The 15,252-nt window shown below is 68.9% G+C and carries 16 protein-coding genes; 10 read left to right on the plus strand and 6 right to left on the minus strand.

Annotation, left to right across the window (positions count from 1 at the left end):
- The first annotated feature begins 41 nt into the window (after positions 1 to 41).
- The 5 genes from F0344_RS14185 to F0344_RS14205 all read left to right on the plus strand — a co-directional run bounded on the left by F0344_RS14185 (position 42) and on the right by F0344_RS14205 (position 7,023).
- Positions 42 to 1,232 (plus strand): sensor histidine kinase, encoded by a 1,191-nt coding sequence (locus F0344_RS14185; protein WP_185299129.1) that lies wholly within the window; start codon positions 42 to 44, stop codon positions 1,230 to 1,232.
- Positions 1,233 to 1,437: 205 nt separating this feature from the next.
- Positions 1,438 to 2,802: a sensor histidine kinase gene (locus F0344_RS14190; RefSeq protein WP_185299130.1), complete on the plus strand. Its 1,365-nt coding sequence runs from the start codon at positions 1,438 to 1,440 to the stop codon at positions 2,800 to 2,802.
- A 299-nt stretch (positions 2,803 to 3,101) separates the two neighbouring features.
- Positions 3,102 to 3,761 (plus strand): response regulator transcription factor, encoded by a 660-nt coding sequence (locus tag F0344_RS14195; protein ID WP_185302680.1) that lies wholly within the window; start codon positions 3,102 to 3,104, stop codon positions 3,759 to 3,761.
- 249 nt (positions 3,762 to 4,010) lie between these two features.
- A complete protein-coding gene (locus F0344_RS14200; RefSeq protein WP_185299131.1) occupies positions 4,011 to 5,972 on the plus strand; it encodes a 2-oxoacid:acceptor oxidoreductase subunit alpha in 1,962 nt (653 codons plus the stop codon).
- On the plus strand, positions 5,965 to 7,023 hold the full coding sequence (locus F0344_RS14205) for a 2-oxoacid:ferredoxin oxidoreductase subunit beta (RefSeq protein ID WP_185299132.1): 1,059 nt from the start codon (positions 5,965 to 5,967) through the stop codon (positions 7,021 to 7,023). The genes F0344_RS14200 and F0344_RS14205 overlap by 8 nt, the downstream gene beginning before the upstream one ends.
- A gap of 185 nt (positions 7,024 to 7,208) precedes the next feature.
- Here the strand turns inward: F0344_RS14205 and F0344_RS14210 are convergent, their stop codons facing one another.
- Positions 7,209 to 7,892 (minus strand): formylglycine-generating enzyme family protein, encoded by a 684-nt coding sequence (locus tag F0344_RS14210; RefSeq protein WP_185299133.1) that lies wholly within the window; start codon positions 7,890 to 7,892, stop codon positions 7,209 to 7,211.
- 138 nt (positions 7,893 to 8,030) lie between these two features.
- Here F0344_RS14210 and rarD point away from each other — a divergent pair, with 138 nt between their 5' ends.
- Positions 8,031 to 9,014, plus strand: a complete 984-nt coding sequence (gene rarD / locus F0344_RS14215) for an EamA family transporter RarD (RefSeq protein ID WP_185302681.1) — start codon at positions 8,031 to 8,033, stop codon at positions 9,012 to 9,014.
- 55 nt (positions 9,015 to 9,069) lie between these two features.
- Here rarD and F0344_RS14220 read toward each other — a convergent pair whose 3' ends face one another.
- Entirely contained in the window at positions 9,070 to 9,690 is a 621-nt protein-coding gene (locus F0344_RS14220; RefSeq protein WP_185299134.1) for a CGNR zinc finger domain-containing protein, read from the minus strand.
- Between the two features lie 21 nt (positions 9,691 to 9,711).
- Here F0344_RS14220 and F0344_RS14225 point away from each other — a divergent pair, with 21 nt between their 5' ends.
- Complete coding sequence (locus tag F0344_RS14225) at positions 9,712 to 10,158, plus strand: VOC family protein (protein WP_185299135.1); 447 nt, start codon at positions 9,712 to 9,714, stop codon at positions 10,156 to 10,158.
- A gap of 81 nt (positions 10,159 to 10,239) precedes the next feature.
- Here F0344_RS14225 and F0344_RS14230 read toward each other — a convergent pair whose 3' ends face one another.
- A complete protein-coding gene (locus tag F0344_RS14230; RefSeq protein ID WP_185299136.1) occupies positions 10,240 to 10,443 on the minus strand; it encodes a hypothetical protein in 204 nt (67 codons plus the stop codon).
- Between the two features lie 512 nt (positions 10,444 to 10,955).
- Between F0344_RS14230 and F0344_RS14235 the strand changes: the two genes are divergently transcribed.
- A complete protein-coding gene (locus tag F0344_RS14235) occupies positions 10,956 to 11,228 on the plus strand; it encodes a GntR family transcriptional regulator (RefSeq protein ID WP_258049941.1) in 273 nt (90 codons plus the stop codon).
- Positions 11,229 to 11,253: 25 nt separating this feature from the next.
- Here the strand turns inward: F0344_RS14235 and F0344_RS14240 are convergent, their stop codons facing one another.
- Positions 11,254 to 11,907 (minus strand): hypothetical protein, encoded by a 654-nt coding sequence (locus tag F0344_RS14240; RefSeq protein WP_185299137.1) that lies wholly within the window; start codon positions 11,905 to 11,907, stop codon positions 11,254 to 11,256.
- Positions 11,908 to 12,149: 242 nt separating this feature from the next.
- Between F0344_RS14240 and F0344_RS14245 the strand changes: the two genes are divergently transcribed.
- On the plus strand, positions 12,150 to 12,554 hold the full coding sequence (locus F0344_RS14245) for a hypothetical protein (protein WP_185299138.1): 405 nt from the start codon (positions 12,150 to 12,152) through the stop codon (positions 12,552 to 12,554).
- A 3-nt stretch (positions 12,555 to 12,557) separates the two neighbouring features.
- On the opposite strand, the gene F0344_RS14250 is transcribed toward F0344_RS14245, so the two are convergent.
- Complete coding sequence (locus F0344_RS14250) at positions 12,558 to 13,130, minus strand: hypothetical protein (RefSeq protein ID WP_185299139.1); 573 nt, start codon at positions 13,128 to 13,130, stop codon at positions 12,558 to 12,560.
- Between the two features lie 59 nt (positions 13,131 to 13,189).
- The gene (locus F0344_RS14255) at positions 13,190 to 13,738 is read right to left on the minus strand and encodes a hypothetical protein (protein WP_258049942.1); all 549 of its coding nucleotides are present in this window, start codon (positions 13,736 to 13,738) and stop codon (positions 13,190 to 13,192) included.
- 141 nt (positions 13,739 to 13,879) lie between these two features.
- Here F0344_RS14255 and F0344_RS14260 point away from each other — a divergent pair, with 141 nt between their 5' ends.
- Positions 13,880 to 15,220 carry a tetratricopeptide repeat protein gene (locus F0344_RS14260; RefSeq protein WP_185299140.1) on the plus strand — a complete coding sequence of 447 codons (1,341 nt, stop codon included), beginning with the start codon at positions 13,880 to 13,882 and terminating at the stop codon, positions 15,218 to 15,220.
- Positions 15,221 to 15,252: the final 32 nt, after the last annotated feature.

Genomic DNA, 15,252 nt, shown 5'->3' on the forward strand with positions numbered 1-15,252 from the left:
ACCCCATGGCGTGCGCGGGCCCCGCCCGGCAGGCTGAGCGTATGACCATGAGCCCTTCTGTACCGGACAACGACCGGCCGCCGCAGGCCCGCTTCGCCCTGGGCCCATGGGCCTGGAGGGAGATCGCCTACCTGCTGGCCAATCTCCCGGTGGCGATCGCCGGTTTTGTTTACACAGTGTTCATGATCGGTGTCGGCGTGGGGCTTTCGGTCACCGTCATCGGTCTGCCGCTCCTCGTAGCGGGCCTCCAGGGCGCCCGCTGGATCGGCCGGATGGAGCGCGGCCGGGCACGGGTGATGCTCGGGGTACGGATCGAGGAGCCGAGTTCGTTCACGCGCGGCCACCGCGAGAAGGGGTTCTTCACCTGGCTGTGGGCGGGGCTGAAGGACCCGGTGGGGTGGCGCTGTCTGCTGTACGCGTTCATCCGGCTGCCGTGGGGCGTACTGACGTTCGCGGTGGCGCTGGTCAGCCTGTTCGTCCTGTGGCCGGTGCTCCCCTTCATCGCGCGCGGTCTGACCAATGCCGACCGGGCCATGGTGCGCGGGCTGCTCTCCCCCTCCGACGAACTGGAGCGCAGAATCGCGGAGCTGGAGTCGGACCGGGGTGTCGTCGTGGACACGGCCGCCGCCGACCTGCGCCGTATCGAACGCGACCTGCACGACGGCGCGCAGGCCCGCCTCGTCGCCCTCGCCATGGGACTCGGACTGGCCAAGGAGAAACTGACCGACGACCCCGAGGCCGCGGCACGCATGGTCGACGAAGCCCACGGCGAAGTGAAAGTCGCCCTCCAGGAACTCCGCGACCTCGCCCGCGGCATCCACCCCGCCGTCCTCACCGACCGCGGCCTGGACGCCGCACTCTCCGCCATCGCCTCCCGCTGCACCGTCCCGGTGACGGTGGGGGTCGAACTGCCGGGGCGGCCGGCGGAGGCCATCGAGGGGATCGCGTACTTCACGGTGTCCGAGCTGCTGCAGAACGTCAGCAAGCACGCCGGTGCCCGCTCGGCCGCCGTGGACGTGTGGCGGACCGGGGACCGGCTGATGATCCAGGTGCGGGACGACGGGGCCGGGGGTGCACGGATGGACGGCGGTACGGGCATGGCCGGGCTCGCGGAGCGGCTCGGGGCGGTGGACGGAATGTTCCTCCTCGACTCGCCGGAGGGCGGTCCGACGACGGTCACGGCGGAGCTTCCGTGGCGGGACCGGGTGGGCGTCTCGGCGCCGAAGCCATAGCCCGCGCCGGGTTCCGGGTGGCCAGGGGTGGGGAAAACCCCCGCCCCGATACGGCGACCGCCCTCATGGTGCGGAGACTTCCCGCACAGCAGTCTTGGGATGAGAGCCGGCCCGATGAGAAGACCGCTGAAGCACCGCTGTGAACACCGCTGGAACACCGCTGAGAAGAAGCTGACGGACCGCTGAGAAGAAACGGACGGCGCCCATGGCCACCGCATACGGACCGGACACCCGGGACCACCAGAGGTACGGATCCGGCTCAGGGGACCAGCCGCCGGTGAACCCGGCGAAGCACTTCTTCCCGGCGGCGCTGCGCGCGCCGTTCGAGGCGCGGACCTGGCGCGAGTTCGGCTATCTGATGCTGAGCCTGCCGATCAGCACCGCGCTGTTCTGCTTCGCGATCACGATGACCTCGCTGGGCATCGGCACGCTGATCACCTTCCTGGGAATCCCGGTCCTCGCCGCAGGCCTCGCCATGTGCCGCGGCTTCGGCGCGCTGGAGCGCACCCGGGCCCGCGCACTGCTGAAGCTGGACGTGGCGGACCCCGCGCCGGTGCGCGGCCGGACGGGCGGCCTGATGTCGTGGGTCGGTGCTGTCCTGAAGAGCGGTGTGTCCTGGCGCCATCTGCTCTATGCGCTGCTGCACTTCCCGTGGGCGGTGTTCGCCTTCTCCGTCTCGCTGACGCTCTGGGCGTACGGGTGGAGCGCGCTCACGTATCCGCTGTGGCACTGGGTCTTCCCGGTGTACGCGGGGATCGACGGCATCCAGCTGTACGGGGACCGGAGCCACACCGTCTACCTCGACTCCCCCTTCGAGCTGGCCGTGACCAGCGCCGTGGGTCTGTTCCTCGTGGTGGTCACGCCCTGGATCATCCGTGGTCTGACGTCCGTGGACCGCCTGATGGTCCTCGGACTGCTGGGCCCGTCGCGGCTGGCGACCCGGGTCACCGAGCTGGAGTCGGACCGGGGTGTCGTCGTGGACACGGCCGCCGCCGACCTGCGCCGTATCGAACGCGACCTGCACGACGGCGCGCAGGCCCGCCTCGTCGCCCTCGCCATGGGACTCGGACTGGCCAAGGAGAAACTGACCGACGACCCCGAGGCCGCGGCCCGCATGGTCGACGAAGCCCACGGCGAAGTGAAAGTCGCCCTCCAGGAACTCCGCGACCTCGCCCGCGGCATCCACCCCGCCGTCCTCACCGACCGTGGCCTGGACGCCGCACTCTCCGCCATCGCCTCCCGCTGCACCGTCCCCGTCGACGTGGACGTGGACCTGGACTCGCGGCCCGCGCAGGCGATCGAGGGGATCGCGTACTTCACCGTGTCGGAGCTGCTGCAGAACGTCAGCAAGCACGCCGGTGCCACCCGCGCCTCGGTGGACGTCTGGCGGGCGTCGAACCGGCTGATGCTCCAGGTCACCGACGACGGCCGGGGCGGCGCCGACGCCACGGCAGGCAGCGGGCTGGCCGGTCTGACCGAGCGGTTGGACGCGGTGGACGGCATCCTGGTCGTCGACTCCCCGGCCGGCGGCCCGACGAAGGTCACGGCCGAGCTGCCCTGGCGGGGCTGAACCGGACGTCTTCCCGCGTAACACCTCTCGCCGGCCCTTCCCGGCTCTTCCCGGCTCTCACCCGCTCTCCGCCAACACTGTCCTCCGCTGCCTCGTGCCGGCCCCGGCTGTCCCCCGCTGCCCCCTTCCGTCCCACCGCCTGCCGTGCCCCGGCCCGAAAGTGCCCCGGCCCGGCCCATGGAGGCGCCGATGCTGGGATGCTGGAACCCGCGAGGGGCGAGGCGTCAGCGGACGTCCGCCGGCGCGGACGTACGCGGGTACACATCAACAGTGGGGGGCACAGCGTCGTGGAGGACAGGGTGCGGGTGGTCATCGCCGAGGATTCGGTGCTGCTCAGGGAAGGACTCACCCGGCTGCTGACCGATCTCGGGCACGACGTCGTCGCGGGGGTGGGAGACGCCGAGGCACTGCTCAAGACCGTGGCGGACCTGGCCGCGCTGGACACGCTGCCCGACGTCGTGGTCGCCGATGTACGGATGCCGCCGACCCACACGGACGAGGGAGTGCGGGCCGCCGTGCGCCTGCGGAGGGATTACCCGCAGATCGGGGTACTCGTCCTGTCTCAGTACGTGGAGGAGCAGTACGCCACCGAGCTGCTGGCCGGCAGCACCCGGGGCGTCGGCTACCTGCTGAAGGACCGGGTTGCCGAGGTCCGGGAATTCGTGGACGCCGTGGTCCGGGTGGCGCAGGGCGGCACGGCGCTGGACCCCGAGGTCGTGGCGCAGCTGCTGGGAAGGAGCCGTAAGCAGGACGTGCTTGCGGGGCTGACACCGCGCGAGCGGGAGGTCCTCGGCCTGATGGCGGAGGGCCGGACGAACTCGGCGGTCGCCAAGCAGCTGGTGGTCAGCGACGGAGCGGTCGAGAAGCACGTCAGCAACATCTTCCAGAAGCTGGGCCTCTCGCCCAGTGACGGGGATCACCGTCGCGTTCTTGCCGTACTGACCTACCTGCGGTCGTAATGGCCTGATAGTGCGTCAGGCTGGGTCCCTGGGCGAATGGTCCTGGACCCAAAGAACGAGCGCACGGCGTCTTCGACGAACGGCTGGGGGCCTGTTAACTATGACGAACCAGGACAAATGCGCGTCTCAAAAAGACGTCCACCATATGAGCGGTCCAGGGAAGGCGACCCTTACCGACGTAGGGTGGGCTGCGGGACCGCCGGTGGGCCGGCCGATCCCGAGCCGCCGCCCCGAGGGAGGTCCAGTTCAGTGACCCAGGTCAGTAGCCCGGCCGAGAGAGCCGACGAGGCCAGTGAGGCTGTCGTCGGGGAACAACGAATTCCCGTGACCGGCACCGGCAGCACGGGCGGCGCGGGTGAGAAGGAAGTCCGCCGCCTCGACCGGGTGATCATCCGGTTCGCGGGCGACTCCGGTGACGGTATGCAGCTCACCGGTGACCGCTTCACCTCCGAGACGGCGTCCTTCGGGAACGACCTCTCGACGCTGCCCAACTTCCCCGCCGAGATCCGGGCCCCCGCAGGCACTCTGCCGGGCGTCTCCTCCTTCCAGCTGCACTTCGCCGACCACGACATCCTCACGCCCGGTGACGCGCCGAACGTGCTGGTCGCGATGAATCCGGCCGCACTCAAGGCCAACATCGGCGACGTGCCGCGCGGCGCCGAGATCATCGTCAACACCGATGAGTTCACCAAGCGGCCCATGGCCAAGGTCGGGTACGAGACGAGTCCGCTGGAGGACGGGTCACTGGAGGCGTACAACGTCCATCCGGTGCCGCTCACCACGCTGACCGTGGAGGCGCTCAAGGAGTACGGGCTCTCCCGCAAGGAGGCCGAGCGCTCGAAGAACATGTTCGCGCTCGGGCTGCTGTCGTGGATGTACCACCGGCCGACCGAGGGAACCGAGAAGTTCCTGCGGCAGAAGTTCGCGAAGAAGCCGCAGATCGCCGAGGCGAACGTGGCTGCCTTCCGGGCCGGGTGGAACTTCGGCGAGACCACCGAGGACTTCGCGGTGAGCTACGAGGTGGCGCCCGCGTCGAAGGCGTTCCCCACGGGCACGTACCGCAACATCTCCGGCAACCTGGCCCTCTCCTACGGGCTCGTCGCCGCGGGCCGGCAGGCCGATCTGCCGCTGTATCTGGGGTCGTACCCGATCACCCCGGCCTCGGACATCCTGCACGAACTGAGCAAGCACAAGAACTTCGGCGTGCGGACCTTCCAGGCGGAGGACGAGATCGCGGGCATCGGCGCCGCGATCGGCGCCGCGTTCGGCGGTTCGCTGGCGGTGACGACCACGTCCGGTCCGGGTGTGGCGCTCAAGTCGGAGGCCATCGGGCTCGCGGTCTCGCTCGAACTGCCGCTGCTCATCGTCGACATCCAGCGCGGCGGCCCCTCCACGGGGCTGCCCACCAAGACGGAGCAGGCCGACCTGCTCCAGGCCATGTTCGGGCGCAACGGCGAGGCCCCGGTGCCGATCGTGGCGCCGATGACCCCGGCCGACTGCTTCGACGCGGCGATCGACGCGGCGCGCATCGCGCTGCGCTACCGCACCCCGGTTTTCCTGCTCTCCGACGGCTATCTCGCCAACGGCTCCGAGCCGTGGCGCATCCCCGAGGTCGACCAGCTCCCCGACCTGCGGGTGCAGTTCGCCACCGGGCCCAACCACGAACTGGCCGACGGCACCGAGGTGTTCTGGCCCTACAAGCGCGACCCGGAGACCCTGGCCCGCCCGTGGGCCGTACCCGGCACGCCCGGTCTCGAACACCGCATCGGCGGCATCGAGAAGCAGGACGGCACGGGCAACATCTCCTACGACCCGGCCAACCACGACCTCATGGTCCGCACCCGCCAGGCCAAGATCGACGGCATCGAGGTCCCCGACCTGGAGGTCGACGACCCCGCGGGCGCCAGGACCCTGGTGCTCGGCTGGGGTTCGACGTACGGCCCGATCACCGCCGCCGTACGCCGGCTGAGGGCGGCCGGGGAACCGATCGCCCAGGCCCATCTGCGCCACCTCAACCCCTTCCCGAAAAACCTCGGTGAGGTGCTGAAGCGGTACGACAAGGTCGTCGTTCCGGAGATGAACCTCGGTCAGCTGGCGATGCTGCTCCGGGCGAAGTACCTGGTGGACGCCCACAGCTTCAACCAGGTCAACGGAATGCCGTTCAAGGCCGAGCAGCTCGCCACAGCTCTCAAGGAGGCCATCGATGCCTGACACCAACGAGCTTCTCCAGCTGGTGCCCAAGGCCGAGGCGAAGCAGTCCATGAAGGACTTCAAGTCCGACCAGGAAGTGCGCTGGTGCCCGGGCTGCGGTGACTACGCGGTCCTCGCCGCCGTCCAGGGCTTCATGCCCGAGCTGGGCCTGGCGAAGGAGAACATCACCTTCGTCTCCGGCATCGGCTGCTCCTCCCGCTTCCCGTACTACATGAACACGTACGGGATGCACTCCATCCACGGCCGCGCCCCGTCCATCGCGACCGGGCTCGCCACCTCGCGGCGCGACCTGTCGGTCTGGGTCGTCACCGGTGACGGCGATGCGCTGTCCATCGGCGGCAACCACCTGATCCACGCGCTGCGGCGCAACGTCAACCTGAAGATCCTGCTGTTCAACAACCGGATCTACGGGCTGACGAAGGGCCAGTACAGCCCCACGTCCGAGATCGGCAAGATCACCAAGTCGACGCCGATGGGCTCGCTGGACGCGCCCTTCAACCCGGTGTCGCTGGCGATCGGCGCGGAGGCGACCTTCGTCGCGCGCACCGTCGACTCCGACCGCAAGCACCTCACGAGCGTGCTGCGGGCCGCGGCCGACCACCCGGGCACGGCGCTGGTGGAGATCTACCAGAACTGCAACATCTTCAACGACGGTGCGTTCGAGGTCCTGAAGGACAAGGACCAGGCGCAGGAGGCCGTGATCCGGCTGGAGCACGGCGAGCAGATCCTCTTCGGCGCCGACAACACCAAGGGCGTCGTACGGGACCCGGTCACCGGCGAGCTCGACGTCGTCGCGGTCACCGAGGAGAACAAGTCGCAGGTCCTGGTCCACGACGCGCATGCGGCGTCACCGGCCACGGCCTTCGCCCTCTCCAGGCTCGCCGACGCCGACACCCTGCACCACACCCCCATCGGGGTGCTGCGCAGCGTCGTCAGGCCGGTCTACGACACCCTGATGTCCGAGCAGCTGGACACCGCCATCGAGCAGAACGGCAAGGGCGACCTCCGCTCGCTGCTCACGGGCAACGACACCTGGACCGTGATCGGCTGACCGCCGCCACCCTCCGTACGACGCGGAACCCGAGGCCCGGAGCCGGCCCGAACGGTCAGCTCCGGGCCTCGTCGTACGTCTCACGTGCCGCCAGGACGTCCGGGACGTGCCGCTCCGTCCCACGGAGTCGGTGAAGGCAGTGGTCGCGGGCGCCTGAGCAACCGGGCCAGGAGCCGGGGCGGCACTCAGCGGGCGGTCCGGGCGACGCGGAATCCCACGTCGTCGATCCGGAAGGTCGGGTGGCTGCGGCGCCGCACCGAGGCCCGGCAGCTCCAGGGCTCGTCGAACCAGCCGCCGCCCCGCAGCACCCGGTAGGTGCCGTAGACCTCGGCGTCGTAGACGTCCCAGCACCACTCCCAGACGTTGCCGAGCATGTCGTGAAGCCCCCAGGCATTGGGGTCCTTGCCGCCCACGTCGTGGATGCCGTCCTGCGCGTTGGCGCGGTGCCAGGCGATGTCGTCGAGCTGTCCGTACCTCGCCCCCTCCGTGCCCGCACGGCACGCGTGCTCCCACTCGGCCTCGGTCGGCAGCCGGTATCCGTCCGCCGAGGTGTCCCAGACGACGGCCTCGGCCCGGCCCGGTTCACCGGCGTCGAGGCGGTATGCGGGGGCGTACCCCTCCTGCCGCGACAGGGCGTTGCAGCAGGCGACGGCGTCCAGCCACGAGACGCACTCGACCGGCAGGCGGTCCCCCGACGCGGCGGCGGGCCGCAGTCCGGTGGCCTCCGCGTACCGGCCCTGGGTCACGGGGCACGCGGCGAGGCGGTAGGGCGCGAGCTCCACCTGCCAGGACTTCCGCGTACGCCGGTCGGACAGCGTCACGCGGCCCGGGGGGACGTCGACCATCGCGTTCTCAGTACTCGGCTCCATGGGCCGCAGAGCCTACCCAATCGCCCCGCAGCCGTGCGTCACGACCGTTTCCCTGAGACGGCCATGACACGACACCCCTCCCGGCGCTACCGTCGTCAGGTCGGCCGTCTCGCCGACGAGGACACGCCGGGAGGGCCCGTGCAGGGAAAGAACGAACAGCGGGCAGGTCTGCTGTACGGAATCGGGGCCTACGGGATGTGGGGCATCGTCCCCCTCTTCTGGCCGCTGCTGAAGCCCTCCGGGGCGGTCGAGATCCTCGCCCACCGGATGGTCTGGTCACTGGGCGTCGTCGGCATCGCCCTGCTTCTCGTACGCCGCTGGGCCTGGCTCGGCGAACTGCTGAAGCAGCCGCGCAAGCTGGGCCTGATCGCGATAGCCGCGGCCGTCATCACGGTCAACTGGGGCCTCTACATCTGGGCCGTCAACAACGGCCAGGTCGTGGAGGCCTCGCTCGGATACTTCATCAACCCGCTGGTCACCATCGCCATGGGCGTCCTGCTCCTCGGTGAGCGGCTGCGGCCCGTGCAGTGGGTGGCGGTCGGGACCGGGGTCGCGGCGGTACTGGTGCTGGCGATCGGATACGGGCGCCCGCCCTGGATCTCGCTGGTGCTGGCGTTCTCCTTCGCCACGTACGGCCTGGTGAAGAAGAAGGTCAACATGGGCGGCCTGGAGTCGCTGGCCGCCGAGACCGCGGTGCTCTTCCTGCCCGCGCTCGGGTTCCTGCTGTGGCTGGGGGCGAGCGGCGAGGCGACGTTCACCGCCGGGGGCGCCTGGCACGGGGTGCTCCTCGCCGCGACGGGCATCGTCACCGCCGCCCCGCTGGTCTGCTTCGGCGCGGCGGCGATCCGCGTACCGCTGTCGACGCTGGGACTGCTGCAGTACCTGGCGCCCGTCTTCCAGTTCACGCTCGGCATCTTCTACTTCCACGAGGCCATGCCGCCCGAGCGCTGGGCCGGCTTCTCGCTGGTGTGGCTGGCGCTGACGCTGCTCACCTGGGACGCCTTGCGGACGGCGCGACGGACGAGGGCACAGGCGGCGCGGCTGGCAGCGGCTGTGGCCGGTCAGGGTTCGCTCACGCCCTCCGGGGAAGCCGTTCCGTCGGAGCGCACGATGTCGACCTGACAGCCGGCCAGTACCTCGGGAGCGGGCCCCGGATCATCCGGGGCCCGCTCCCGCGTCAGGCGTCCCCTTCGGCGGTTTCCGTGTGGCGGGCGCGGTGGGCCCGCACCTTGTGGCGGTTTCCGCAGCGCTCCATCGCGCACCAGCGCCGCCTGCCGGGGCGCGAGGTGTCGACGAAGAGCAGCGCGCAGTCATGGGCCCCGCAGACCCGGATGCGCCCCGCGAACGGACCGGTGAAGAGGTCCACGGCGTCCCGGGCGACCGTCGACAGCAGGGCGGTTCCGGTCGCTCCCGGCGCCCACGCGCGATGTCCGTCGGCGTCGATGCGCGCCACCAGGGGCGGGGCGGCTGCCACGGCGTTGACCACGTCCAGGTCCTCCGGGCCGGACTCCTGCCCCTCCGCCCGGTTCCGGGCCAGCCTCCAGAGCGCGCCGCGCAGTTCGCGCGCGCGGACCAGCTCAGCCGCACTCACCGAGAGCGCGAGTCCCGCGGGCAGCCGGCTCTCCTGCGCCCACCGGACCAGATCGGCGGGCTCGTGCAGGACCTCGAAGACCGCGTACCGCCCGAGTCCGCCGGTGGGCAGCAGCTCCAGGCACAGCGTGCCCGGATCGAAGCGGAACGGGCGCCCCTCCCGCGGCCGGAGCACCAGCCCCGGTGTGTCCCTTGCCGCCTCGTTCATGTAACCACTATAAACGGTTGCATGACTCTGGACTGGAAAGTCGTCGTCGACGCCGCCGATCCGCACTCCCAGGCGGGCTTCTGGGCGGCAGCACTGGGATATGTGGTCGAGGACAACAGCCCCCTCATCGAGGAGCTGCTCGGCATCGGGGCGGTACCCGAGGCGGCGACCGTCGAGGCCCACGGGCGTCGCGCCTGGCGGGACCTCGCGGCGGCGCGGCACCCCGACGACCCGCACGAGGAGAAGTCCGGCACGGGACTCGGACGCCGGCTGCTGTTCCAGCGCGTACCCGAGCCCAAGACGGTGAAGAACCGCCTCCACCTGGACCTGCACGCCGGCCCCGAACGCCGGGAGGCGGAGGCGGCACGGATGGTGGAGCTGGGAGCGAGCATCGTGCGCAGCGTCAAGGAGCAGGGCGGGGCCTGGGTCGTGCTCACCGACCCCAACACTCCTGACTACCAGTTCTGAGGATACGCGCACGTCAGCGCCAACGACAGAGCCCCGCACGGCACTTGGCCGAACGGGGCGTTTTGCTGTCTGTGCGCTTGCCTACCGGGCGGGTAGCTCGTCCTCGGGGGTCGGTCCCGCGCCGAGCGTCACGGCGTGCGTCGGGCAGGCGTACAGGGTGGTTCCGGGGCCGCTGGTGCTCTGTATCCATCGGACCGGGATCGGTGCGCGCGTGATGGTCTTGCACTCGACACAGAGCGCGACGAATCCCGCGAGGACGACCGGGAACAGTTCTTCGGCGGTCATGCGGACACCCCCGCAGCAGCGAACGCGGACCGGGGGAACGGGGCACCCTCGTATGTGTATGGGTAGTCCACGCCTTCCGTAGCAAGTACAGCAGCGCGCCGACGTTCCCGGATCACGTGCAGCTCTAGCGTCCGCTCCGCTTCCCGCACCAGTAGCCACGGCCCTATGCGGTGGTGCCATGGGGACGGAATGGAGCGAGCGAGGACGTGCGCGGGAATCGGGGTCGTGGGGGCGCAGATCACGAGGGGCAGGGGTGCGGGGGCAGGGGCGGGGACTGCCGCGTGTCGTCCACGGGCGGGCAGCAGTATCCGCAGCACCCAAAGCAGTGCATGGGCGATAGAATCGCGCATGTCGTTTCAGCTCCCTAAAGCTGTTTCGGCGGAGCCCCGGCGGACCGATACCAGCGGTCTTCCGGGGCGCTTTCGTATGCGGAGAATCACGCTAAGCCAACTCGTCTAACTCGTCTACCTGTCTAACTCGCCTATCTTTGGCCCGTTGTCTACGCTCTCCCCATGCCTGAGCACTCGCCCGACCCGTACGCGCCGCACGCTCCGTATATGCGGGTGCTGGACGCGCTCACGGCAGATATCAAGGCGGGCAGGCTCGGGCCGGGCGACCGCATCCCTTCCGAAGCTGATCTGTGCGAGCGGCACAAGGTAGCTCGGGAGACTGCCCGCCGAGCCGTGAGGATTCTCCGGGAACGCGGAGTCATCCGGACCGAATGGGGGCGGGGGTCGTTCGTCGCCGAGCGTGCCACCGAGGACGAGCGCCAGGGCGACGCGTAGGGCCCTTCCGGGGGCTCGCTGTCTCTCATGACGCTTGCACCAGGTCGGGGGGAAGGTCTGCGGGGTCCACTACGGTCACGCCCCGGAGCTTGCGATACAGCCGTTGCGCGAGCATCCCGGGGCAGCGTGGCTTGGTGAAGCTGGAATACGCGTCGCTGTCGGACGGAATCCAGGTCCGCAGATCATCGGCGACGCGGTAGAGAGTTCCGGATACTCCACTCAGCACCGACTTACGGGCGAGCAGCACCACAGCGGTTCTGTCGTCCCGTAGGAACGGGCACGCCAGGAACGCCAACGGGAGGCACGTCAGGCATACAGGGGGCGCGTCGGTCGTGATCCGGTTGAGCGGTGTCGGTTCCTCCCCCGGCCGCTCCCACTCCACGAACAGCGCGCCCGTGTCGGTCTCGGCCGGTTTCGCGCATACCTGGCACAGCAGCCCTTCCATGCACTCGCGCTGTCGCAGCGGGTCCATGGAAGCCCACATGACGCGCCCGCGCTCGCTCTCGGGCGGACGGGTCATGCGGGCCCACAGATTGCCGTGCGCGTCCCGGTCGTCCGGGCGAGGGTGTGTATACGCGATGTGGGGAACGCCGTTGCGCGGTACCTCCAAGCACATGTCGGACTCACGGGGGCCAAGCTCGTTGCTGTAGGCGGCGACGTAGGGAACGAGAGCGGGCACGGCTGAACTCTCTGCGTGAGGGCGGAAAGGGACGCCCCGCCCATGTGCCACCAGGGCAGTACACGAGCGGGGCGGCGGAACCTTGCACAGTGCGCACCGTGGGTTGGTCCCTCATCCGTTGCTGAACACGCCCAGCGGCCCCGCAACGGGTCTTGCAACCCGCTTGCGCCGCTCGTCCCCCGTGAGGGGGCGGTGCGGTCGGAACGGGCGTCTGTGGGGCTGGTGAGGGCTAGGCTCCGGTCATGCCCGAGCCTTTCGTGAACGGCGACGTACACCACCGCGCGTGCGGCATCTGTCCGTCCCGCGTCCACGCTGTTGGAGAGTTCGACGTGTTCGAGCGCCCGACTGCGGAATGCCCGTTCAACAAGGCTGACGGGCACCGGTACTTGAGCGACGGGACACCGGTCTGTGTCCACCCCGAAAAGGTCGGGCTGCCCGCGAGGCGCTACAAGAGCGAGAACGCCCCGCTGACTGTCGAGCTGCAACTACCGCCCGACCCTTCCGCGGTGGTGCCGTACTTGCATGACGTGCTGTACGGCGCGGCCCCGGTCCTGCTGGACGACCTGATCTCTCAGGCACAGCAGCAGATCCGGCAGCACTTCCCGGAGTTGGACCCGCTCGCGGTCATGCGGCAGGCACTCAGCTAGCCGCTACGCGGGGACGGGCTCGAACGTGATGCTGTGCGCGAGGCCCATCCGGCGGAAGCCCGCCGCCTCGTACTTCGCCCGCAGGATGCCGAGCCGGCGAGCAACCTCGGCGTGCGTGATCCAGTACCGGGCGGGCGGCTCGCCCCACGCGGCGCGGTACGCCTGGTGGGTGTAGTCGTCCCGCGTCCAGTCGGTGTGTTCCTGGTCGGTCTGGTGGATGATCTGCGCGCCGACCCTGGCCGTGATCCGGGCGAGGATCTGCGGCTGAGCGATCATCGCGTGTGTCATCTCGTCCACGGGCACGGCGACGGGGATTTCCGCCGCGCGCTCGTCGCCGGTCGCCTCGAACACTGCGGCCTTGAGGCAGAGCGCCCGCAGACCCTCGGTGAACAGCGGGGCCGCGTCGTCGGCCTGGTCGTACTCACTGATGACCGGACCGCCGGAAAAGCACGTCCAGTCTTCGTCATAGCGCAGGCTCGCGGCCCTGAACGCGGCGAACTCCGGATCGGCCGCAACGGCCGTCAGGATTTCGCGTGCGCGCTCTGCGGTGCGCTCGGCATGGGGAAGGGTGTTCACGACTGTTCTCCTTCGGTCATGGTGCGCGGTTGGACTCGGTGTCGAGCGGCCCGCCCTGATCACAGAAAGGGAATGAGCCAACCCGACGTGCGACGGGCCTTCCTGTGGCTCGTGTGACCAGGGCGGGGGTTTGTGGACTGTCCGTCATCGGCGGGCAGTGTCGGGCTGGACTCAGGCGGGGGCACAGCCACGGGCCACACGGTCAAGGTGAAGCGGCACCCCCTGTCAGGAATGACCACAGACAGGGGTGCGCCGTCCTTGAGCTGGTCCCGCGCGGCCTGGTGCTCCTCGGGGTCCTCGGCCCAGAAGCGCAGTTCCGTGGGGCAGTCGGGCACGGGCACGGTGTCCACCCGCATCCACGGCATGACCCACGCGGAGCGCCCGGGGTCGGGGTCGAGCCGGTCCGCGATGCGCTCGGCCTCGCCCTGTAACCACCGCAGCGCGAATTTCGGCGAGATCGTTCGGAAGGTGCCGAGCACGTACGCGACCGTTTCGCGCGTCCCGTACACCTCGCCTTCCGCGAGCACTTCGCACCAGTAGGCCCGAACCGGTATCCCCGTGGCGGACCGCTCGGGGTTCCCCGTTGCCGTTCGTGCGTGCGTCTCCATGTTCGGGCCCTCCTCGCGGTGTCATCCCTTGCGGTGGTGCTTGCTCGCACTAGGCAACCGTCTGACCACACACAGCGGTACCGTTGGGAAGAGGGCAGGAGTTAAGAGCGTTAAGCGGTGAGAGCACGGGAGTTGGGGCCAGTGACGACACGACAGCCGAACACCGGACTTGAGCGGCTGTACCGCGAGAGCGGGTGGACCCTGCGGCAGTTCGCCCAAGAGGTCAACCGCATCGGAACCGAACGCGGAACCCCGCTGAAGTACCAACAGCCCTCAGTTCACCAGTGGTTGAGCGGACACCTGCCGAAGGAGTCTGTCCGGCCGCTGATTCTGGAAGCGCTAGCCCGGAGACTGCTCCGCCCCATCACTCACGCCGAAGTGGGATTCCCCGCGCCCCCGAAAACGTCGAACAGCCACCCGACTACCGTGGAAGGGCTGATCGACCTCGGGAGGCAAGACATGGACCCATCACGCCGAAGCGTTCTGAGTGCAGGGCTGTTCTCTGTCGCGCTGACCGTTCCCGGATGGCCGGATGTAGTGGGCCGCATGGAAGCGGTTCAGGCTGGAAAGGTCCAGCGGATAGGAATGGCCGAAGTGAATATGGTCATCTCCATGACAGAGCGCGTATCTGACTTGGATGACCAATTCGGGGGGAGGCACGCTCGGCCGATGGCAGCCGCATTCCTCGTGAATACGGTGGCCCCGTACCTTCGAGCTGACGCTAAAGACGATGCACGCAAGGCCATGATGTCGGCTGCTTCCGATCTGTGTTACCTCACCGGATATATGGCGGTTGATGAGGGAATTCATGGCCTGGCGCAGCAGTACTACTTGAAAGCGCTGGAACTGGCAGGGTCCTCGGAAGATCACCTCACCTACTGCACGACGTTGCGGGGCATGAGCGTCCAAGCCGTTGACCTACGGCACGGAAAGGCAGCCATGCGTCTTGCGGACGCCGCTGCCTCCGCCTCTCCGCAGGCAGGGCCCCGCATGCGGGCATTCTTGGCCGGTCAGCAAGCGCACGCAGCTGCGCAACTTGGCGAGCGAACGAAAGCGCTCATGTACCTTCGTGAGGCAGAGGTAGCGATGGAGAAAGCCGAGTCTCAGTCATCGACTTTTGGTTCATACAATCCCTCATCGCTTACTTATCATGCAGGTCAGGTTCGCTACGAACTGGGAGACGTTCGCGGATCAGTCAAAGAACTTGAGGAGTCCGATAAGCTGCGACACGGCTCCTTCAAAAGGAACCGAATTCGCTATCTCTCAATGCTTGCTGAACGTCAACTTGAGATCGGTCACCTTGAAAGTGCGTGCGCCACATGGAGCAAAGTCGTGGAAATCTATCCGCACGTACAATCGGGGCAATGCGATCAGAGCATTTCCGCAATGCAGGCTCGGATTCGCCCATATCTGAACAATCAAGACGCACGGTCCCTCTATGAGCGTGCACGTCTTGTTGCCCCTGTGTCGGTAACTGTTTGAGCCGGAATAGGAAAAGCCCCCGCACGCGTCGC

Source organism: Streptomyces finlayi (assembly GCF_014216315.1).
GTDB classification, from domain to species: domain Bacteria; phylum Actinomycetota; class Actinomycetes; order Streptomycetales; family Streptomycetaceae; genus Streptomyces; species Streptomyces finlayi_A.